This is a genomic window from Fibrella aquatilis (genome assembly GCF_017353255.1).
Classification (GTDB): domain Bacteria; phylum Bacteroidota; class Bacteroidia; order Cytophagales; family Spirosomataceae; genus Fibrella; species Fibrella aquatilis.
Map to the genome: position 1 here is coordinate 154,814 of NZ_JAFMYU010000010.1, position 23,044 is coordinate 177,857.

Consider the following 23,044-nt stretch of genomic DNA (forward strand, 5'->3'; position numbering starts at 1 on the left):
AGTCTTCTATCAGCCAGCTTACTGGCTAACGCGCAGTTTCTGGCCTTCTTTTACGCCCAGGTCGGGCAGTTTGTTCCATTCCATCAATTGTTCGATGGTTACATCATATTGCTTCGACACGCGATAGAGCGTCTCCCCTTTGGCCACCGTATGGTATACTGGCCCGGCTGGTTTTGTCGGCGTAACTACTGGCTGTTCAATAGTCTCTGATTCAACCGGTTGCGTTGCTGACACAACGGGTTTCGGCGATGTGGGCTGGCCCGTAGGGTAGCCAGCAGGCACGTTAGGCATGGTCAGCTTCTGGCCCACCGACAGCTTATCGTCGAGGGTGAGGCCGTTGGCAGTCAGCAGGTCTTCTACCCGGATACCATAATACCGCGACAAGCTGTAGAACGTCTGCCCCGCCTCGATGGTATGGCTTACAGATCGACTACCAGCCGGGCTTGTGGTCGGGCGAGTGGCCGACACCTCCGTGCGCGGGGCCTCAGTACGGGATGTATTTGCAGTGCGGCTGCTGGGCGCGTTGTCGGCGGGAGTAGCCGGGCGGGTCATGGGCGGCAGCGGGTTAGGGTCGGTATAAGGCTGATTTCGAATGGGGGCCTCTTGCCCTTTCTTCGGCACCGGCGGTTGCTCTTCACCCAAATCAACGGTACGCGTGGGCCGTCCCGACGTCCGTCTGCCCGACGAGCTAGCCGTAGGGTCGGGCGTTTGTGGATAGCTGGCTGGAGTGGCAGGGCGGGTCATGGGTGGCATCGGGTTGGGGTCCGTATAGGTCTGATTTCGAATCCCTCCTTCACGGCTACCTGCTGCGGGCCGGGCGGGCGTGGTGCGCTCCCGTTCGGGTTCACCTTCGGCCCGCACGATGATGGTGCGCTGTGGTGAACCGGCGTCAGTAGCAGGCACCGTCACTGAGGGTGTAGGGCGGGCGGCGGGGGCGTTCACGGGGGGCGTGTTGGCATCTGTGGCCGGGGTAGTGCCCACCGGGCGGGTCATGGGCGGCAGTGGGTTAGGGTCGGTGTAGGGCTGGTTGCGTTTGGCAGGGGTCATCTCCGGCTCTGGCGTAGCGCTACCCACCAGTTTAGGTTGGTAGCGTTTCCGCTCAGAGGCATTGCGTGGTATGTTGTTAATGGCCGTGCGGGCATCGCCGGTACTGCTCTGGTCGGCCACGGGGCGGGTGCTGGGCGTGGCCGGCGACGGGTCATACACGGGTGGCGTCGGGGCATTGATCACCTCTACGGGTGTTTTGCTGGGTCGTTTTTCGCGCAGCCACAGTACCCGGCCCACCTGCAATTTCTGCACCCGGTCCATGCGGTTGTAGCGGATAAGCTTTTTCAGCCGAATGCCATACCGTTGCGAAATGCTGCGCATGCTCTCGTCGGGGCGGGCGGTGTGGAAAGGCACTAGGGCTTTTTTGCGCTTCTTCGCCAGGTAGTATACCTCGCCGGGCACCAGTAAGTCGCGCTCGCCTAAATCATTAAACCGCAAAAAACTAGACAGGCTAATTTTCGATTTCCGCGCCAGCGAGGCCGAGTTGTCATTGGCCTGCGCCTGTACACCCGGCAAGCCGTTGATTTCATAGAGAATAGGCTCGTTGTCTGACCGCGTCACCATCGTGACCAGCTTCAACACCGGAAAGCCAATATCGTCGGTGGGAATGTTCTTGAGTTTAGTGTCGGTGGCCACCACCATCCGCTGCCGCACGTCGTTGATCTGGCCATTCGGAATGGGCACGGTCAGGATATACGCTTTGTCAGATGGCACCTGATCGGTCAGCAGCCAGCGGTTGTAATTCCGAATGTCGGCCACGGGAACGGCTAGTTCGGTGGCAATGTCGCTCACGTTTTTACCACCACCGCCGGGATATTCCACCAAGGCAAAAGGCAGACTGGGCTGGTAGGTTTTCACGGCGTGTTCAATGGCTAGCTTGTGGGCAAAAAACCGCAGTACGTAGCGGTCGGTACTGCCGCTCAGGGTAATGTCGTGCGAGTTGGCCCAGTCGGGCGATACAATCTTGCTAATACCGCCCGTGCCCAGGTAAAACGAGAACAGGGCCGACACCCAGTTGTTATACATCCCGTTGCTGCGGCGCAGGTAGCGGGCAGCCGCATGGGTCGAAGCCAGAATGTGCTTCCGCTCATCGACCTGATCATTCACGGTCAGGCCATAGTCGGTAGCGGTTTCGCGTTTAAACTGCCAGAACCCCACCGCCTGCGATGACGACACGGCGTCGGGCGTGAGCGAGCTTTCCTGCATGGCCAGGTATTTAAAATCGGTGGGCATCTCGTCGGTGAGCAGGGCGTTTTCCATCAAGGGAAAGTACAGCAGCGCCCGGTCAAGCTTGGCATACCAGTAGGAACGGTTGGCAACCAGCGCGTTGACGTCCTGCTGAATCAAGCGGCGGGCATCGTCGTCGAACCGCACGGTCAGATCGGCAAAGGTCACCTGGTCGGGCACCGTGGGGCGATCAATAGTGGGCGCAGGTTGAGCCGCTGCCAGCAGACCTGCCAAGCTAAAAAGTAGGGTGAGGAGGCGTTTCATAGGGGTAGGGTTAGCGTTTGCGGGCCATCATAATCCCGTCTCGAACGGGCAGAAGCACATTGTCGACGCGGGGGTCGTCGTGAATTTTCTGGTTAAACGCCCTGACCGCCCGGGTCACGGGGTCATTGGCCTGCTCAGGGTCGACTACTTTGCCACTCCAGAGCACATTATCGGCCAAGATGAGGCCACCAGGCCTTACCTGATCGAAAATAAGGTCATAGTAAAGCGCATAGTTTTCTTTGTCGGCGTCGATGAAAACAAGGTCAAACACTTCGTCGGCGAGAGTCTCCAGCACAATAGCGGCGTCGCCAAGCCGGAAATCGATCTGATCTACGTAGGGCGACTCAGACCAGTATGTCCGGGCTATTGTTTCCAGTTCTTCATTTTTGTCGATGGTGAAGAGCCGACCATCTGGGGCTAGTCCCTCGGCCAGGCAGAGCGCTGAATAACCCGTGTAAGTGCCTATTTCCAGAATTCGACGGGGCTGCATCAGGTGCGAGATCAGGGCCAGCAGCCGCCCCTGCCCATGCCCTGATAACATTCGGGGGCGCAACACATGGGCATACGTATCGCGGTTAAGCCGACGGAGCAAGTCCGGTTCGGGCGTCGTGAGGGCGTCAGCGTAGGTGGCTAAATCGACTGGAAGAAAATCCATTAAAGTCGCCTGGCGGTGGTGATAGAAGTAAAAGTACGTCTTTCTACCAAAACGATGGGCCTCGGTTTAGCGTATGCACGGGTTGACCAGGTACGCAAAGGCAGGTAAGCAGAGCCGCTATTTTGACATAATCTAAATAGTATATATCTTCGATCTGCTTTATCGACAAATTAGATGCTTTATTCCATCAACTCCGACCAATCAGGCTTAGAAACCCTGATTGTGCTCCCGCTGCATAACGGTAATACATTCACCAATGGTGCTGACTGCGTGTTCAAGAAATGCTGTAAGAAATACAAAAAGGGCAAACGCTGCAAAAGCTGCCCGGATAAATAGTGGCAGTAGTCAGTGATGACGCGCCTTTTTTTGCTGGCGTCATCACTGACTACTGCCACTTCTTCTACTGCAAACTGCGTTCTGCTTTTGCCAATTGCTTAGCTGCTCCGGTTTTTTGGGCAGCTACTGAGTCATAATGTTTAGACAGGCAATGGTATAGCACCAACTCGTATACCCGCTGTTTCGAGGGGAACAACCGGTTTACGATCATGTGAATCAGGCTACCGGCAATACTAAACAGCTTGTCGGTGCCAGCCACCGCCGTTGCCAGCTGCTGAAGCACGTCTGTTTGCTCCTTTTGCCATTGCCAAACGCCATCGGCAGGATCAAAATTCGGATCAACAGCCTGATTAATCAGCGACCGATAGAATCGATACTTGTCGTTGAGTTGGTGCCTCAGTGACGACTCGCCTCCAAACTCCTCGAAAAACTGCTCTTTCATGTGGCTTAACAACCGCCGACATTCGCCAATAGGTAAGCTCAGCCCAGCCAGTAAGCGATCTATCTTGGCAATGGCCACAGCAAAGCGCAAGTCTTCATCAAAGGTGCCATCGGTGTTGGCCAAAAACGTCATTGTCGAGAGACTATCATAATGAAACAACTGTTCACATCGCTCGATCTGCTCCATGCCATAGCGTTCCAGTTCACGCTGATACGTGTCCACTTGCACCCGGTTTACCACGCCCGACGTAACAGCTTTATGAAAAGCCTTCTCAATAGCCCGAACCACATACTGATAAAACTCGACGTGGGGATTGCCCCGGAATCGTAGCCGCAGGTGAGGGTCGGTGTCTTGGTAACGTATATAAAAAAACGCCTGAATAATCTGTGTTTGTAACAACTGCTGTACTGTCGGATATATAGACTGAATAAGCAGTTCATCCGAGGCTTTTTCTCCGGTGTAAATTTTCAGATAAAACCACTCACTACCCACCGAAAACCGACGTTGGGGCAACTGCACGTCGGGCTGGGTAAGGCCGGGCAGTGCCTGTGCTTTGTCATTGTAGAACGGGATAACCACTTCATGGGCAAAAGCCTCGCGCTGATGCATTAATGGGCATTGCTCGGGCTGATTAAGCAGTTCGACTAGTCGTATGCGCTCATTTTTCCGAATCTCCTGAATCAATAAATCCAGCGAGGCGGGCACATGCATCGAAATCATCAATTCATTATCGGCCTGAGCAATTGCAAACTGATCGGGTACGCCAGCGGCCGTCAACTGTGCCACCAATTTTAGCGGATTATCGGGCGAGAGTGTACTACTCTGAAGTTGCCAGGTAGCCCGATTTAGTATCACACGATTGTAACGTACCCGAGGCAGGTAGGCCTGTTGGTGCAGCACTCCCCAGTTCCAGACAATATTCAAGTGAGCATCCTGCCGTTGCAAATCACACAGAAACCGGTAGATAGGCAATCCCTGCGTAAAATTATGAGCAGTAGTGAGGCGGGGAATAACACGCTTGTTAAGCCGTTTCGAGCGGAGTACCACCCGGTTGTCATTCACTGACACCATAAGGTCGGATAGAGGAATCTGAAACGCAGGATCTACCGACGACTGCCCTAGGTACGGTATTTCATACTGATGAATCATAGGCCGGGTCAGGATATTACCAACCCGGTTCTCAGGCAGGTGGACAATCTCGGCAATGATTACGTCAGGGTGATGCTGTTCTTCGGCCACAGAGCAGGCCCGAATCCGTTCGGCCAAGTGAGGATCGCCTTCGCCAAAACGACTTAGCAGATTTACTGCCGAAGGGCCACTACAGGCAAGTAAGTTAAACTGGAAATCGCCATCGTCGAGGGCTTTTTCTGATCGTGCCAGCATAGATCCGAAGGCGTAGAAGCTGTCGGGAAGCCGCGTATCGTGTTCCTGCTGCTGCCTGCGGATGTAAGCGAGGTCTTCGTCTGTCAGGACAATTTCCTGCTGCCTGGTGCGGAGGGCATCAGTATATTTTTCCATCACCAGCGCCTGCCACCAGTCCCAGGCCGTAGTAGTTGGCGACGATGAAGTACCGAACGTGAGGTCGTCGATAAGGGGCGCATAGCCAACGCCCTGTGTGGATACGCTGCCATACCCAATCCCAAATTCGCTATCGAGCGCCAGCGAAAGGGAGATTTCTTCCTCCTCGTACCGATTGTCGAATCGGCGTTTGAACACGTCAAGATCAGGATTGGTGGCAGGTTGGTTCAGCACCAGGAGTTTTTCCAGATCGTGCTGTAACAGCCGCATGGCCGACTGTCCGATAGAGAGGTCGGGCATTTGAAAAAACGAATCGACCTGAACCACGTCGGCCGTTGCCATTTCTAGCTCACGCTGGGCAAACCATGCTCGTGTTTGAGCGTAGGCAACAAGGCGGTCAGGCTGTTTTAAACAACTAGCCAGTTCGTGCAGGGCTGCTACAGCGTCTGTAGTCCCAGACAAACCGGCTATTCGGTTGGTAAGTCGCTCGAGGTAATTAATACCCGTCACCGTTGGCTCAATATCGAAGCTCAGAATCTGGCTGTCGATAAGCTGCTCTATGAAGTCTGTGGCCTCATCGGTGGCTACGTCTGGAATCAGTGCGGCCAGTTGGTCAATGGTAGCCCCCTGTTGGGCAGCGTCTAGTACCAGGTTGATGTAGTCGTCGGTTTCAACAGCACTGATGAAATAGTGGCGCTTGTCGCTGTCGCGCTGCTGTTCCACATACCGCAATGACGACCCAACGGGATACAGCGAAGAATTAGGCCAGAGTTGGAGCTGCCGGCGAATAATAGGCTGTTCGGTAAGCCAAGTACAAATAGCCTGTAGGCAGTCGGTATCGACACGAGTATAAGGCTGAAGCGCAGTGAGCGATCCGGCCCGCAAATGCGACTGTTCGGAGAACGTACCCATGGCGCAACCGGCAAACAGGCCATAGGGGGTTGAGCGACTGCACATCCGTATGAAATACTTGTGCAGCGTAGTCAGCAGTTTCTTCTGCTCAGGGAGTTGCTCGCCTGCCAGCCAACATCGAAACCGTTCGTAAAGCGCGGGCGACGCCGCAAAAAGCGCTTCCTGCGCCAGCGGGTCCTGATAGTACTGTCGAAGGACGTCGTCTAGTGAACGAGTGGCTAATTGGCTGTAAAACTGAGCCAATTTACTGAGCGAGTACGTAGGACGTCGCAGAACGAAGAAACTGCTCGACTGAATCATAGTTTATAGTATTTATTTCAGAAATCAAATTTCAGAAATAACAAATACTATTCACTAATAAATCAGCAAAGTGTTTCTATGGTCCTGCAAAAAGACCGATCAAAGAAATTAAACTATACGTATCGTTACCCGTAGATAGATACGTATTGTTCTAAACAAACTGCGAACTGTTCAAAAGAGAACGGTTCCGTTAAAAAAGCAAAAGGAGGAAGTGGAATGTTTTTGAACGAATTAGCCGGGTATGGCGATGTAATTATCACTGCCGGGTACTGCCCCAATACCTCCCAGAAGGGTTCTGGAATATACTCGCTGGGATCTTTGAGGTGCATAAACACCAACGGATCCTTTCCCTCCGAGTACGCAACAGCCTGGCTTTCAGTAAGCCAGCCTGTTCGACGGAGATAGGCAGCGAGTTGTCTCTGGGAGGCTGCCGAATAATTGAGCAGATGGCACGTTTGCAAGGGACTACCAGCGGGTTACACCAATAATAGTATAGGTACGACCATTGCCCTTTGAAGCGCTCTGACCAACGTTTAGACAAACGATACGAGATGTTTTTACTGACAGACGGGGAGTGGCGGTTGTTGCTTGGCTTTTCATGATCGAGATTGGTTGAAAACTTTGGTTGAAAAAACGAAATGGTTAGGGGGTTAGGAATGCGCCTAATGACAGACAGTTCAAACTTAGCCCTTGTTGTGAACCTGCTCAATTAGTTTCGACCAACCCTTACTAGAATTTCGACCAATGCCTAAAATGCTTCGATGAATAAAAAGGCCCTGCTACGCGAAGTGGTAGCAGGGCTGAAGGTCATAGAGATGCAGGAGTGCTGAATTAAAGCTGAATCTTGATCCTGACGCTGTAATTAAGCTCTGTACTGGCAACAGTCAACTCATAGCGATTTAGGTAGATAGAGTCTAACCTGCGCTGCACGTTCACAAGCCCTATGCCACCAGAGCGTTTAACAGTATCGCCGTTTACCTGACGTTTCGGAAAAACGCTGTTTTCCACCGTAAAGACCAGTTGCTCCTGGGCAACATCAGCCTGCACCCGCACAAAAGCCTTCTTCGACGCCCCCTTTACACCATGTTTAAAGGCATTTTCAACGAAGGCAATGAGTAGGAGCGGCGCAATCTGATAAGACTCAGCAGCGCCTGATTGCTGGTAGTCGATGACCACATGCTGGCCCATCAACCGGTTACGTTCCAGATCAAGGTAGTTAGCGATGTAGGCCAATTCTTTTGATAGTTCTATCAATGGCTGATTAGTCTCATAGAGGTTGTAGCGCATCAGTTCGGACAAACGAAGCAATAGATCGGCAGCCTGTTCGTCAGTATCGAATATGCGGGCATAGATGCTGTTAAGCGTATTGAACAAAAAATGCGGATTTACCTGCGCTTTCAAAAAGTCAAGTTCAAGGGCAAGCTTGTCTTTCTCCAGTTGGATAGTCCGGGTGCGTAAATTGATAAGATCAGTGATAGCTTTTACGGTGAGCAGTAAACTGGCAATGGCGAAACTCCAGAACAGATTCCAGAATACAGCTGCTCCATTAGTAATGAATGCCCATCCTCCTCCCCACGAATTTAGCAGCTTCATATACGTGCTCACCATGCCTGTCTCGCCATGATATTGAAGCAAATAAAAAAGCCAGTAATTGCACTGATAAATTATGGCATGCCAAAACACAAGCCAAAGTAAAAAAACCCCAATACGACGCTTGTAGATAGTCTCCGGGAAAATTCGATAACCAAAAGCGTAATACAGTGCTATAGTCTGCGCTAAAAGCATGACTGATAGTATCCACAGAGCATTTTCAGTAGCTTGAGCGAAATTGGTGTAATACACATAGCGGATCACGTAACCACAAAGTGTCCATAAGGCAATGCGCCCTCCCCAGTAAACAGTGGCTGGGCTGCTGCGGGGAAAAAGGCGACGAAGTCGCTCAAAAAGCCAGTGACGCTGCATAATCCCTACATCATGTTCTTTCTCAACTCCTTCATCACGGCATCGCGGTAGGTAACGCCAATACTCAGTTTCTTACCGTCGAGGGTTGTGATCTGGTTGCCATCGATCTCTTTGATGGCCTGCCGCCTAACAATATACGACCGGCTGACGCGCAGGAACTGCGTGGGAGGTAACATCTCCTCCAGTTTGCCCATGGTCATATGTGTTACCAGGGTGCGGGTGGTCAAATGTAGTTTCAGATAGTCTTTCATTCCTTCGGCAAAGACGATGTCTTCAGGGGCTACCCGAACTAGTTTTTTATCTTCTTTGACCAAGAAATAAGGTACTTTCTCACGAGGATCGACACCAGTCTGCGAAACGGCAATCGAGGTCGAAGAAGGCATTTCTGAGCCATCGGTGCTGTAACCAAGCCGTTTGGTTACACGATTGATGGCGTCCATAAACTTGTCGAAACCAACAGGTTTGAGCAAATAGTGGGTCACCGACTCAAAGTTGTAGGTTTCGGCAGCAAATTGTGGCGATGCCGTTACCATAACCACCACCGGGTGTGGCAAAGGCAGTGTTTTCAGAAAAGCGATGCCACTCAGATCAGGCATCTCCACATCAAGAAACAACACGTCGGGTTTCACTTCCTGGACTTCCTCCAAGGCTTCGAATGGGTCCAAGCTTTGCCCCAAAAGTTGCAGATAGGGCACCCGGCCAATGAATTTCGACATAACATGATGCGCGTGAGGTTCATCATCAACCAGGTAGCAGGTAAGCGGTTCGTGCATAGGTAGAAGTTGAAGCGACTAAGCGTAGTTCGTCGGGTTCCTGCAAAGATTCGTAATCTCTACGAAATTCGCAGCTATTCATCAGCATACTTTGCCTTTTGTGTAGTAATCCAGACTGCCACTTGGCAGGAACTTCACGGCACGCGCCTACGTCATAACCTAAGTATGCATCTTTATCTGCACATCCCGTTCTGTAAGCAGGCCTGCCATTACTGCGATTTCCATTTTAGCACTAACCTAAGCCAGAAACGGCCATTAGTGGAAGCGATGGTGCAGGAAATTGCACAACGGCATGCCTACTTACCCACCAGCAAATTACAGACCATTTATTTGGGTGGGGGTACGCCTTCATTGCTCAGTGAAGCTGAACTAGCACTATTGTTTGACGCCATTCATCGGCATTTTACGGTAGCTCCAGATGCCGAAATAACCCTTGAAGCCAATCCCGACGACCTCGCCGACCCCATTAGGCTAACCATGCTCCGGCGCTATATAAACCGGCTAAGCATCGGTATTCAAACCTTCGACGAAGCTACGCTGCGCTGGATGAACCGAGCGCATACGGCCACCGAAGCAGGTTTGGCCGTGCAACGGGTACACGAGGCTGGCTTCACAAATCTCAGCATCGACCTCATTTACGGTATCTCTAACGCAATCTGGACACACGATCTGGACCAGGCCCTAGCTTTAAACGTACCTCATATATCGGCCTACAGCTTGACTATCGAACCAGACACGGCCTTTGGCCGCTGGCTGGCGAAGGGCAAGCTCAGCCCCGTTGATGAAAATCTTTCGGCCACGCAGTTTGCCAAACTGAATTTGGCTTTGACAGCGGCCGGTTACGTTCATTACGAAATTTCGAATTTTGCGAAGCCTGACCAGTATGCCCGCCACAACAGCGCCTACTGGCAACGGCGCCCTTACCTTGGCATCGGCCCCTCGGCCCACTCCTACGATGGCGTTAGCCGACAGCATAACATAGCCAACAATGCGCTGTATATCAACGGTATAACAAATAACAGCAGCCCGTTGCAACGTGAACTTCTTTCATCGGCCGATCAGGTTAACGAATACCTGCTAACGGGCCTGCGCACTATGTGGGGTTGTGGCGTGGCCGAATTAGATAGCCTCCTAGGCCGTTCATTTCTTACCTGGCAAGCGCCGCACATTGACCGGCTGCAGCGGGCAGGATGGCTCATTTGCGAAGAAAACGTGCTCAAACTCTCCGAATCGGGTAAACTCTTCGCCGACCGCGTGGCGAGTGAGTTGTTCGTGGAGTAAGTTTGTACACTATGCAGCCCGAAAAGCGCGTTAACCGGCTACGCACCCCGCCCCCAACCGAACCCCGGCCCAGTTCTCCGATGCCGCCAACTAATCGCCCTTTGTCTGGCCGACCTATGTCGCCACCGCCGTCGCCAAAACGTACGTCGACAGGGCGATCATCGGCGGCGCAGTCGGCGTTTAGGTTTAGGGCAGCGTTGCGGAAGCAATGGCAACATGGACGTGACTATGTACGGCAACACCCCTGGCTAAAAGTGGTTTCGTTGCTTATTGCCCGTACGGTGCTGGTGCTTTTTTTGGGATCTATTGCCTGGGTTGTGGCCCTGAAATACCTGCCGGTTTGGTTTACCCCCCTCACCATCAGCCGCAAATGGGACACCATCGGCACCGACCAGTCGAGCACGATCTATAAAACCTGGCGGCCATTTGAGGAGATCAATAAAGAAGCCGCACTGGCTGTAGTGGCCTCTGAAGATCAGCAGTTTCCGTATCACTGGGGCTTCGATTTCGACGAAATTCAGGATGCTATCAAAGAGAATCAAACGCGCAAACGGCCACGCGGTGCCAGCACAATTTCGCAACAGGTAGCCAAAAATGTGTTCCTGTGGAATGGCCGCAGCTATATTCGGAAGGGCCTGGAAGTCTACTTTACCGTGCTTATTGAGCTAATCTGGGGCAAAAAGCGCATCCTGGAAGTGTACCTGAACGTGGCCGAAACCGGGCCGATGACTTTCGGCGTAGAGGCGGCTTCGGAACGATTCTACGGCCATACGGCCTATACCCTCAGCCGCGATGAAGCCGCCCGCATTGCGGCCGTATTGCCCAACCCTATCCAGTTTTCTATTCGTCACCCCTCAACCTATATTCAGCGGCGCACCCGGCAGATAGCCCGGCAGATGCGGGCACTGGGCGGACAGAAGTACCTCCGAAATTTGTGAGTGGAAGAAAACAGTTAAGTCAACAGGTTGATTAACAATTAATTACCTCCCACCAACATATTGCTCGTGAGTTCCTGCTCGATGTTGATATAGCCGGGGTAATTCACGGCCTTATTGAACATATCGATGGTGGGCTTGATCTTGATCGTCACTTTCGTGGGTGTGCTCGATTTGTCGCCACTGAGGTTGCGCATCAGGCTGGTAAACGCATCGCGGGTGGCGGGGTCGGTCACTAGTTCGTAGGCGTTGGTTTTCAGGTGCACCGGAATAACGGTTTTACCCCCCGCAGCAGGCACCTCGATGCGCTGATTGATAAACCCGTTGGCCAGTTCTTTACCAGCCAGTAACACGCGGTATTCCAACTGGTTCAGCGCGGCCAGCTTCAGCGTTGGGTTGGTAATTTGCAGGTTAATGCGGGTACCAAACGGGATGTTCCGGGCCAGCAAACCTGCCGCCAGCCGGGGGTATTTCAACGGATTAATGTCTTCAATCCTGCGAATGCTTTTGAATTCGCGCACATCGTAGCCCGCCACCAGCATACTGTCGGCTGAAACAATGACGTATTTACAGTCACCGAGGGCTTTTGCTTCGCCGATCTGACGACTTACTCCACAGGCATAAAATAGGGCTGGCAGGGCCAGTAGCAGCAACAAGGCGCTCTTCTTCATACTGAATTGGTTGAACTGATTTGGTCTCTTCATTAATAAAACAACACTCATTCGATTGAAAAGGCCCACTGAAGTTTAATTTTTCATCGAAAACAGGCGGAGGCGATCTCGTTTCTGACTCACCATCAGCACCGATTTGCCACCCGCTACCGGCACTAGGACCATGCCTCGCGCATCGCCCGGCACCATGAAGCCGCTCTGTTGTGGTGCCACTGCCCGGAAACGACCACGCCCGGCGTTAAGCAATACCAATCCATAGCCCGCATCGGCTCGACCCTGAAACACCTCCATACCAAAGTCGTTACCCGCCAAAATTAAGTCGGGTAGGCCGTCGCGGTTCAGGTCGGTAGCAGTTATGGTCATGATGGGGGCATATTGGGCGTCAATAGGCAGCGGCACCATATGGAATTGCCCCCCTCCCCTATTCTCGATGTAGCACGATGCCAGTTGCGTAGCCTGTTGCACGGTGGCCTTCTGCCGAAACTCGTCGGGTAATAGTTGTTCGAAGGTGGTTTTTCCATAGTCTTCGTATTTGAGAAAACGACGACGGAAAGTAATCGTTTGCTTGATCAGGTCGTCGCGGCTGTGGTAGGGATACAGGTGACGTTCGCCCGCTCGGTTGTTGTCGAATTGGGCCAAAATAGCGTCGTAGGTGCCATTTCCGTCAAAATCGGCCGAGTGTACAGTTAGCGGTTCAGCCTCTGAGGCATGATAAGCCGTGTTGAGACCGTAATTGCCTGCCACGATGTCCAGATCGCCGTCTTTATCGAAATCGGCCACGCAGAGGGACGTCCACCACCCAGGCGAATGAGTGAATGAGTGACGGTCCGGCGTTCCGGTTGGTGAATGAGTGAATTTCCCCTTCGCATTTCGCAACAACGTAATGGGCATCCATTCGCCGGCGAGGAGAAGATCGGGGTAGGTGTCGCGGTCCAGGTCGGCCCACTGCGCGTCATTGATGATGCCAATGTGCAGGAGTTCGGGGGCCTGTTGGGCGGTTACGTCGGTGAAACGGATTTGGCCCGCCCGGCTGTCGTTACGGAGCAGATAAGACCGGTCGGCTTTGGGGTACGTTTTAGGTACTACGCTGCCACCCACAAACAGGTCCAGATCGCCGTCTTTGTCCAGATCGGCCGCCCGCACTACGCGCCCGTTGGCCGTTTCGCGGGGCAGGGCCAGGCTGTCGCGCCGGAAATTACCCCGACCGTCGTTTACGTAGAGCGCGTCCTGAAGCAACGGTGCATTGGGCTGGATCAGGTAGCCACCCCGTACGCAATAGAGGTCATTGTCGCCGTCGCCATCGGCATCGAAGAGCAGCACACCAGCGTCCTGTTCTAATTTTCCACCCGACTGTTTCATCGCGGGTTGCGTAGTACTGAAATGTCCGTTGGCCTGTTGCAGCAACAGCGAACCATCTACCCGCGACGAGCCACCCACAAACACGTCGGCGCGGCCATCGCCGTTTACGTCGCCGGTGGTTAGGGCGGGGCCAAATGATGAGAACTTATGGGGTAGCGTTTTTTGCATGTTAAAATCAATCAAATCGGATTCAACATGCTGAAAATCAATACCCATCGTAGCTGGATCAATGGCTGTTAGTGAGGTAGTTACCTGAGCTACAGAAGCCCGGAATGGCCCTTCTGTGGCTTGTTTCCAACTAACGGTGAGCACCTGATTGGCTGCTACGCCGCGCAGTAGCTGCACTCGTTGCGTGGGCGTAGCTGATGCCGGTTGCCCTGCCCCGTTGCCTGTACCCATAGGCCATACCACCCGTACTGAATCCAGCTTTGTGATCGATCCCAGTCCCAAGTGCAGCGTGGCTTCGGAGGTAGACAGGTAGCCCCGCACAATGCTCTGTTCGGCATAAAAAAGCTGCCCATTGGCCCAGGCGGTCACTTTCGCGCCCAGGCCCAGCAGGTTCTGAGGCGGCCCTACCAGCTTAATCCGCAGGTAGTTAGGGTGCATTTCGGCATCGTTGAGGTGGTTTTCGTACAGATGGGCGTAATCGTTAGTGTTATTGATGACCACGTCTACGTCGCCGTCGTTGTCGAAATCGGCATAAGCTGCCCCATTCGAGAACGTGGGCGTGTCGAACCCCCAATCGGCAGTTTTGTTGGCGAAAGCCATTGTGTTGGTCGTATCGCCCGATGCATCGCCTAGGCGGTTGCGGTACATGTAATTGGCAATTTTCACTTCGGGAATAATCCGGTACAGTGCAGCTTTGTCGGTCAGAATACTGGTGGCGTCGTTGCGGTAAGCCAGAAAATCCTGGTCTGAAATATCCTTCGGGAAACCGTTGGTGATGAGCAAATCGCGGTAGCCGTCGTTATCGGCATCGAACCAGAGCGGGCACCAGCTCCAGTCGGTCTCATTCACGCCCGCCATCTGACTTACGTCGCTGAAACAGGGCAACCCCGTTTGTGGATCGAGACCCCGATTTAGCTGCAACGTGTTTCTAATATGCTGATGATCATAGCCATACTGTTGCGTAAACTGATAGTGGGCATAGCTATTTTCGCGGATTAGGGCCTTTTTACGCTCGTTGATGTCAGGCAGCATATCCATGGCAATCATATCCAGCAACCCATCATTATTGATATCGGCTACATCGTTCCCCATCGCCGACCATGACTGGTGCTTGAGGCACTCGTGGGCGTAGTCGGTGAAGAGCGAAGAGCCTGGAGCGGAGATGGTAGAGAGCTTAAAACGCTCTTCACCCTCTGTTCTATGCTCTCCGCTCCCCGCCCTTCGCTCATTAATAAACAAATTATCATTCGTCAGGTAATCATTGGTCACGTAGAGGTCCTGCCAGCCGTCCTGATTGATGTCTATCACCGAAATACCGTGGCCGTAGCCCTGCGTTTGTATGCCCGCATCTTCAGATACGTCGATGAAGACGGCGTGGCCTAGTTTGGAATCGAAATCATTGCGCAGCAGCCGGTCGGCGGTGGGGGATGCGTCGCGAATAGGCTTTGAAAAATACTGGTTGGCAAACTGCATATCCATCTGATTAACCAGGATATACGCGTCCAGGTCGCCGTCGTTGTCGTAGTCGAAAAAGGCAGTTTGGGCCGAGTAGCTGTCGCTGTCGAGGCCGTATTCGTGCCCCATTTCGCGGAAGGTAGGGAAGCCATTTTTGTCATTCCCCTGGTTCACATACAGCAGGTTGCGCCGCAAATCGGCCTGCCCGTAAAGCATATTCGACACGTAAAGGTCCAGTTTACCATCGGCATTGATATCGACCACCGTTGATCCCGCCGACCAGCAGGTGTGGGGCTTGCTTACGCCCGCCGCTTTGGTAATATCCTCGAAGTTGAGACTGCCCCGGTTCAGGTACAGGGCGTTATCTTCCATGTTGGCGGTAAAGAAAATATCGGTGAGGCCGTCGCCGTTCCAGTCGGCTACGGAAACGCCCGCGCCGTTGTAGATCAGTTCGTTATCAATGATGTTGAGCGTGTCGCGAATGGTGAGCGCGTTGCCAAATGTAATGCCCGACTCGCTGGGACTGAGTAATTGGAATTGCTTTTTAGTGCGGCACGAAATGGCTCCAAAACCTACGAAGAAGGCCAAAAAGAAGGAAAGCAATGAAAAGCGAACAGTCATAATTACGGCAATGGGTTAATGGGAAAGATACAAAAAAGTGGGCTGCCCACTGGTGAGCAGCCCACTACATATTGGTCATTGGTCGTATCCAGCCACGAATGACCAATAACAGCGAAGCGAATGGCTAATTAATATCCGTCGTTTTGCACCAGCGTTGGTTTGCCGTCTATTGAACTCCGAGTGATAGCCTGGTTAGGGATTGGCTCGTATTCTGACTTTCCTTTTGTGAATTTAGCGCCCGTCAGGTACGTCCGGCGCTTGGATTCAGTGGCCAGATACTCGTTCAAGACCACGTCGGCCACACCCCAGCGCACCAGGTCGAAGCGGCGGTTGCCCTCCATGCCCAACTCGATGCGGCGCTCGAACCGAACGGCATCACGCGCCACGGCCTTATCGGTCCAGGCGGTAGCATACTGCTTCACCAGGTAGTTGGCAGCCGGTTTTTCCGAGAAGCCTTTCTCCGGCTTAGTGTTGTCGACATACGCCTTCACGAAACCATCTGGGTTGGCTGCCCGCGCCCGTACCAGGTTCACATACTTACGGGCCGTTTCCAGACTGCCTACTTCCACCTCGCACTCAGCCGCCAGCAACAGCACCTCGGCGTAGCGGATCAGCTTCACGTTGTTGGTGTTATAGCCTTTGGTCCAGCCCGAAGCCGAGGTCAGCGTGCCTTCCTGCGACTTGTAGTAAACGTTTTTCTTGGGTGAATAAGGCCCGGCATAGGCGGGATCACGCTGCCAGCCAATACCACCATGCAGACCCCAGTCGAGGTACGGAATGCTTCGGCGACCAACCGTCCAGTCGAGACGGGGATCAAGGTTGGCGGCGTCAGGTACGAAGGCATCGGTTGTTTTGGTGCCTTCGTCATTCTTCACGTTTACGTCGTTATACGTCTTCAGCAAGGGCAGGCCGTTGGCATCGGTGCGAAAGGCATTAACCAGGTTTTGCGAGGGCTGGTGAAACCCGCAGCATCCACCAGGACCGCTACCGTAAGGAAAGTTCAGCACGTCACCGTTGTTGCCTTGGTCATCGGTACCAATGTTTACGGCCTGTTGCACTTCCAGTACCCCTTCTCCCGAATTTTGTATGGCGGCGTCGAAGTTGTCCTGGTATTTGGCGTTCAACTTGTACACGCCCGACGCGATAACGGCATCGAACAGAGGCTTTGCGTTGGTGTAATCCTGTTTCCAGAGGTAGGTGATACCCAGCAGGCTTTGTGCAGCTCCTTTAGTGGCCCGGCCTGGCTCGGTTTGCTTCAAAGGCAGGTTAGCTACCGCAAACTTCAGGTCTTCCTGGATGTTTGGCCAGATATCCTTGTCATTTGGCAGGCGGAACTCGGTCACAGTTTCGTCAATATAAGGCACCTTGTTGAAGGTACGCTTTAGCTCATAGTGGTAGAAACCACGCAGGAACCGAGCCTCGGCAATCTTGGCCGTACGGGTAGCCTCGGTCACGCCCGAAATGGATTTCAGAGCCTGGATAGCCTTGTTAGCACGGGCAATGCCGTCATAATAAGTGTTCCACTTCGACTGTGGATACGGGTTGTTGGCGTTGGTTTCGTGGCGCTCAATAGGCACCACGTCGGGCTGGTCATTGGCTTCCGACCCTTTGTAGGCATCGCCACCGGCAATACTGCCATACGTCCAGTTCGATGCTGCCGAACCCCAGGGCGACCCGTTGTCCCAGCTCGAAAAACCGTCCATGTTCGAGTAGGCCGCAATCAGCAGGGCATCGGCCCCCGTGAGGTTGGCCGACAGGGTGCTTTCGTTAACGGCCCCGAACGGCTTCTGCTCCAGAAATTTATCATTACAGGCCCATACCAGCCCTAAAAGGAGCGTTCCGGTGCCTAGTGCAAGTTTGTAATTCATGATGGTTTTTGTTGTTGTGGTTGTTAGAATTCAATGTTAGCACCAAAATACACTGAGCGCGAGATAGGGTACCGACCAAAGTCAACGCCCATTGATAGGTCACGCTTCGAGTTGTAGCCTTCCTGTATGTTTTGAATGGTCACATCAGGGTCGAGGCCGCTGTAGTTCGTGATCGTGAACAGGTTCGACGTTTGGACGTACAGCCGGAGGCGGTCCACACCAAAACGACTAGTGGTGGCTGCAGGCAGGGTGTAACCTATGGTCAGGTTCTTCGCCCGGAAGTATGAACCCGGCTCTACGTAGAATGAACTCCGTTGCGAACTGTAGGTATCGTTCCTGTCCAGCACGGGGTAGGTAATGCCCGCCTGGTAGAGCATGTTCTTCGAGTAGTTGGCCTGGAACGCGGGGAAGTCCGTAAAGTAGCGGGTGTAGTTAAACAGTTGGTTGCCATACACACCCTGCATATAGAGCGTAAAATCGAAGCCTTTGTAGTTGGCCGTCAGGTTGATACCGTAGTTCAGCTTAGGAATGGGGCTACCAATTACGGTCTGGTCTTTGTCATCAATCACGCCATCGCCGTTCAGGTCACGGAAAAGCAGGCGACCCACTTTGGCATCGCCCGGTGTCTTGGGCAACTGCGCTTCTGCCTTAATCACCCCGTCGTTGATGTAGCCCCAGTATTGCGAAATAGGGTAGCCTACCAGCGTACGGGTGATGTCGCCGATGCGCGAACCGGCACCCGTAATAAACGAGTTCGAGTTGGCATCGATCTTGGTCACGGTGTTCACATACGTACCGGCCGACACCGTAACGCCATAGTTCAACTCGTTGGCCAGGGCTTTGCCTCTGTAACCCAGTTGGATGTCTACGCCGTTGTTCTCCATATCGCCGATATTGAGGGGCACCTGACCGATGTTACCTGCCGTTGAGGGCAGGGGCACCTTATACAGGATGTCCGACGTTTTACGACGATAATATTCCACCGTCAGGTCAAGGGCGTTGAACAGGCGGGCATCTATGCCAATGTTGAGCATTTTGGTAGTCTCCCACCGCAGGTCTTTGTTGGCCACCGAGTTTTGTGCAAAACCAGGCGTGATGGCGCTGGGGCTTCCCTGAATAGAGTAGCCGGTACCACCAATGCTCTGACCAAAGTTGGCGAAGCCAGGGTAGTCGTCACCAATTTCGTTGTTACCTACTATCCCGTAGCTGGCCCGCAGTTTCAGGTCGTTCACCATCGTTATGTCTTTGAAGAAATCCTCCTTCGACACCCGCCAGCCAACGCTGGCCGATGGGAACGTACCGTAAGGGTTGTTAATAAACCGAGATACCCCATCGCGCCGAATCGTACCGCTAAACAGGTACTTGTCATTGTAATTGTAGTTTACCTGCGCAAAGAAGGGTGAGTAGAACGTCACCTGCCCACGGTAGTCACCTAAGTTCCAGGTTTTCGAGTTGGTATTGGTCAGAATCCGGTAGTTCGGGTCGTCACCAAACGTCAGGCCATTACCGGCGGCATTAAACCCTTCGTAGTCATTCCGCTTAGATTCTGTACCTAGCAGGGCCGATACGTGATGTAAGCCGAAGTCCTGATTATACGATAAAGTATTGAAAAACACCCAGTTACGGTTCGTAAACGTGTTGCGATTCAGGCTGTTAGAGGCGTTGATCTCCGTTGCTTCGAAGTTGCGGAAACCATAGCTGCGGCCTGACCCGGTGTTTAGGTCAACCCCGAAGCTTGATTTTAACGTGAAGTGTTTCAGGAAATCGATCTCGATGTAAGCGTTGCCCGTTAGGCGGTAGCTGTAGCCAGGGTTGGCGGCCGAACGATCCTGCTGAGCGATGGGGTTACCAGCGTTTGAGGGCAGACCTGCGGGACCAGCGTAGTAGCCGTTGATGTCATAGACCGGCACAATGCCTGGCATCCGGTAGGTGTTCAAAATAACCGAACCTTCGCTGGGGTTTCCTACGCTCCCCTGTGACGTCTGATAAGCTAGGCTAAAGTTTTCACCCACGCGCACGTGCTTCTTTACGCTGTATTCGCTGTTGATACGAGCCTGATACCGCTTGAAGAAGTTCTGGATCAGGATACCGTTGTTGTCGAAATAGTTGAAGCTGGTGTAGAACCGGCCCCGCTCTGAACCGCCCGACGCGCTCAACTGCACGTTGGTTGACGGAGCGGTTTTAAACAACTCGCGGAACCAGTCGGTGCCTGCCTTGTTCGCTTTGGCGATGAGGTAGTTCTGCCCGGCATCGGCCGTGGGGTCAGAGTTTAAGTAATATTTAGCTGGGTCAACGGCAGGGTCACCGGCTTTGAAACCACCCGTCCGTGTGAAGAAATCAGGCAGGGTCCAGGTGCCGCCGTTGTTGATGTAAAAGTTCGACGTGAATGGAATACCTGCCCCCGCCGACAGCCCCTGATTAATCTTCAGGAGTTCGTCAGGCGTGGCTAGCACGGGGTATTTGGCAGGTGTTGCCACGCCGCTCCAAATATCGAGACTGATCTTCGACACTCCTGCTTTCCCTTTTTTGGTCGTTACCACAATTACGCCGTTGGCAGCCCGTGACCCATAGATCGAGGCCGAGGCGGCATCTTTCAGCACCTGAATCGACTCGATATCGTTCGGGTTGAGGAAGTTCAGGTTCGACTCATTCTGCACCGGCACGCCATCAATTACATAGAGCGGTTCGTTTTGGTTGAATGACCCAATGCCCCGCACCCGGATGAAGGCGGCACTTCCCGGATCACCCGACGAGCTTACCTGCACACCCGCAATACGACCCTGTAACTGATCAGCGATGTTGCCGGCAGGTATTTTCTTCATTTCCTTCACGTCTACCACGGCCACCGCGCCGGTGATGTCTTTACGCTGCTGGGCGGCGTAGCCCGTTACCACTACCTCTTGTAGCGAGGTGGCATCGGCCGTCAGGCTAACCGAGACACTGTTTCGGTTGCCCACTTTCACCTCCTGCCGCACAAAGCCAACGAACGAGAACACTAAAACGCTCTCTCTGCCAGGAACGCTAATGTTGTAGCCACCATCGGCATCGGTTGTCACACCTTTTGTGGTGCCCTTTAGGAGTACGTTTACACCCGGCAACCCGTTGTTTGACTCAGCGTCTAGTACTCGGCCAGAAATACGTATATCCTGCGCCATCGATGCCAGCGATAGCAAGAAGAATAGAAAAAGTGCTGGTGCTATCTTCCAGCGTGTTAAGTAGGTGTTCATCATGTGCAAAAAAGCTTTTATAGGTCTTATTACCACCTCTAAAGTAATTACTTACAGACCATTCTCTGTAAATACTGTTAAATTTTTTAGTGGAAATGTGCCAGTTTACCGCTTTATAGGCAGTAAAAGCACTTTTTATACTAGTATTAGTAACAGGTAATCCTACTGTGTTATACATAAGTAATAATGCAAGAAATAAACAGTCAGCGTAGTAACGTAAAAAGCCACGACATACATGCCGTGGCTTTTTACGTTACTACGCTGACTGTTTAATAGCCAGGGTTCTGCGTCAGCACATCTTTACCCTGTAGGTCAATTTGTGCCTGCGGAATGGGTAGGTACTCATGCTTACCGGCAGTGAAACGGGCACCGCCCAGCGTAGTAGGCAGAATTTTGCCTTCGTACGTCAGGTAGGCATTAACAGTAGGCTCGGCAATGCCCCAGCGCACTAGGTCGAAGAAGCGGTGACCTTCGTCGCCCAGTTCCAGACGGCGCTCAAACCGAACGGCCGTGCGGGCGGTTGCTTTATCAGCAAACTGCGCGGCAGTATAGGGCTTAATCACATAGTTAGCCGCTGGCTTGCCATCAGCGCGCACCACAAAACCAGCTGGGTTGGCGGCCCGGTTGCGCACCAAGTTGGTGTATTCCAGTGCCTTTGTCAAGCTACCTACTTCAATTTCGGCCTCAGCCGCCATCAGTAACAGATCAGCAAAACGGAGCAGGGGAACATTCAACGCTGTGTAGCCTGGGGTCCATGAGCTGTTATCCTGCAATGAGCCTTTGTCAGCCTTATAGTATGTGAACTTCTTGGGCGAGTAAGGACCGCCGTTAGGCTGGTTCCGAATCCAGTCGGCACCAGGGTGGTCCTGCCAGTCGAGGTATGGAATGCCCCGGCGACCAATCGTGTGGTCAATACGCGGATCAAGCGTACCAGCATCGGGTGTGAAGGCCTCCTTCGACAGTACCCCCATATCGCTCTTCACCTGATTGGCACCTGTGTTGTAGCTACCATCTAGCAGTGGCAGGCCGTTGGCCGTAGTGCGGAACGAGTTGGCATACTCAGAGCTGGGCTGGTTAAATCCGCAGCAGTTACCAGGTCCGTTTGGTCCGGTGTTGTAAGGGTAGTTCAGGTCAAACTCAGGATTGGCATTGTTCACGCTACCGGTGTTGGCAGCAGCCTGAATCACGAAGATGGACTCTTCGTTGTTATCATTCGAGGCTTTGTAGAGGTCTGCGTACTTGGGTACGAGGCCATATTTCTTGCCATTCGAGGTCTTGCCGCTGGCAATGATCAGGTCGAACAATGTTTTGGCTTCAGTATACTTCTTTTGGTACAAATACACCTTAGCAAGCATCGATGCCGCCGCCCACTTGTTCACCCGGCCAACTGCCGCCTGTGTTTCCGGCAGGTTATCATAGGCTGCTTTCAGGTCTGCCTCAATCTTGGGATAAATATCTGCGTTATTCGGCACCTTCTCAATCCCGGTCCCATAATCGACCGTCTCATCGATGTAAGGCACCATGTTGTAGATCTTTTTGAGTTCGAAGTAATAAAAGCCCCGCAGGAATTTAGCCTCGGCCGTAATGCGCGTCTTGTCGGCGGCAGTTATATCGGCAATAGGCGTGGCCAACAACCGAAGGGTGGCGTTTACGCGACTGATGCCTTCATACTTACGCTGCCAGGTACCACCCACGTCGCCAGTCGAAATTGTTTCAAAGCGCTGGAGCGGGTTGATGGTTGAAAAGTCGCCGGGGTCGGTGCCTTTGTTGGCATCACCACCACGAATACCGCCCCACACCCAGTTTGCGGCCGACGCCAGCCGGTCACCCCGGCCATTGAGCACAGAGTAGGCCGCAATGAGTGATCCTTCCACGCCAGCTTTCGAGCTAAGCTGTGATCCGCTCAACTGGCCTGTTACGGGTACTTCCAGATAAGTGTCTTTACAGGCAACGGTCATTAGGGCAAAGGCCGCCGTTGCACCAAGAATGGTCAATTTTTTTGTAGGTCTCATTATGATTGTCG

At 53.0% G+C, this 23,044-nt stretch carries 12 protein-coding genes; 2 read left to right on the plus strand and 10 right to left on the minus strand.

From position 1 onward, the window contains the following. Positions 1-18: 18 nt before the first annotated feature. The 5 genes from J2I48_RS14100 to J2I48_RS14120 all read right to left on the minus strand — a co-directional run bounded on the left by J2I48_RS14100 (position 19) and on the right by J2I48_RS14120 (position 9,436). Positions 19-2,538: a LysM peptidoglycan-binding domain-containing protein gene (locus J2I48_RS14100; RefSeq protein WP_207336109.1), complete on the minus strand. Its 2,520-nt coding sequence runs from the start codon at positions 2,536-2,538 to the stop codon at positions 19-21. Between the two features lie 10 nt (positions 2,539-2,548). Then, entirely contained in the window at positions 2,549-3,193 is a 645-nt protein-coding gene (locus tag J2I48_RS14105; RefSeq protein ID WP_207336110.1) for an O-methyltransferase, read from the minus strand. Positions 3,194-3,593: 400 nt separating this feature from the next. After that, the gene (locus tag J2I48_RS14110) at positions 3,594-6,701 is read right to left on the minus strand and encodes a lantibiotic dehydratase (protein ID WP_207336111.1); all 3,108 of its coding nucleotides are present in this window, start codon (positions 6,699-6,701) and stop codon (positions 3,594-3,596) included. Positions 6,702-7,532: 831 nt separating this feature from the next. Then, positions 7,533-8,663, minus strand: coding sequence for a sensor histidine kinase (locus tag J2I48_RS14115; protein ID WP_207336112.1), 1,131 nt, complete (start codon positions 8,661-8,663; stop codon positions 7,533-7,535). 5 nt (positions 8,664-8,668) lie between these two features. Continuing rightward, entirely contained in the window at positions 8,669-9,436 is a 768-nt protein-coding gene (locus J2I48_RS14120) for a LytR/AlgR family response regulator transcription factor (RefSeq protein WP_207336113.1), read from the minus strand. Positions 9,437-9,601: 165 nt separating this feature from the next. Between J2I48_RS14120 and hemW the strand changes: the two genes are divergently transcribed. Together hemW and mtgA are read left to right on the plus strand one after the other, a co-directional pair. After that, the gene (gene hemW / locus J2I48_RS14125; RefSeq protein WP_207336114.1) at positions 9,602-10,717 is read left to right on the plus strand and encodes a radical SAM family heme chaperone HemW; all 1,116 of its coding nucleotides are present in this window, start codon (positions 9,602-9,604) and stop codon (positions 10,715-10,717) included. Positions 10,718-10,728: 11 nt separating this feature from the next. Continuing rightward, the gene (gene mtgA / locus J2I48_RS14130; protein WP_207336115.1) at positions 10,729-11,655 is read left to right on the plus strand and encodes a monofunctional biosynthetic peptidoglycan transglycosylase; all 927 of its coding nucleotides are present in this window, start codon (positions 10,729-10,731) and stop codon (positions 11,653-11,655) included. Between the two features lie 38 nt (positions 11,656-11,693). Here the strand turns inward: mtgA and J2I48_RS14135 are convergent, their stop codons facing one another. From J2I48_RS14135 to J2I48_RS14155, 5 genes are all read right to left on the minus strand, one after another. Next, on the minus strand, positions 11,694-12,323 hold the full coding sequence (locus J2I48_RS14135; protein ID WP_207336116.1) for an LEA/WHy family protein: 630 nt from the start codon (positions 12,321-12,323) through the stop codon (positions 11,694-11,696). 75 nt (positions 12,324-12,398) lie between these two features. Next, a complete protein-coding gene (locus tag J2I48_RS14140; protein WP_207336117.1) occupies positions 12,399-15,926 on the minus strand; it encodes a VCBS repeat-containing protein in 3,528 nt (1,175 codons plus the stop codon). A gap of 128 nt (positions 15,927-16,054) precedes the next feature. Continuing rightward, a complete protein-coding gene (locus tag J2I48_RS14145; protein ID WP_207336118.1) occupies positions 16,055-17,794 on the minus strand; it encodes a RagB/SusD family nutrient uptake outer membrane protein in 1,740 nt (579 codons plus the stop codon). Between the two features lie 23 nt (positions 17,795-17,817). Further along, positions 17,818-21,024 (minus strand): SusC/RagA family TonB-linked outer membrane protein, encoded by a 3,207-nt coding sequence (locus J2I48_RS14150; protein ID WP_207336119.1) that lies wholly within the window; start codon positions 21,022-21,024, stop codon positions 17,818-17,820. Between the two features lie 266 nt (positions 21,025-21,290). Next, the gene (locus J2I48_RS14155; protein WP_207336120.1) at positions 21,291-23,033 is read right to left on the minus strand and encodes a RagB/SusD family nutrient uptake outer membrane protein; all 1,743 of its coding nucleotides are present in this window, start codon (positions 23,031-23,033) and stop codon (positions 21,291-21,293) included. Between the last annotated feature and the right edge of the window lie 11 nt (positions 23,034-23,044).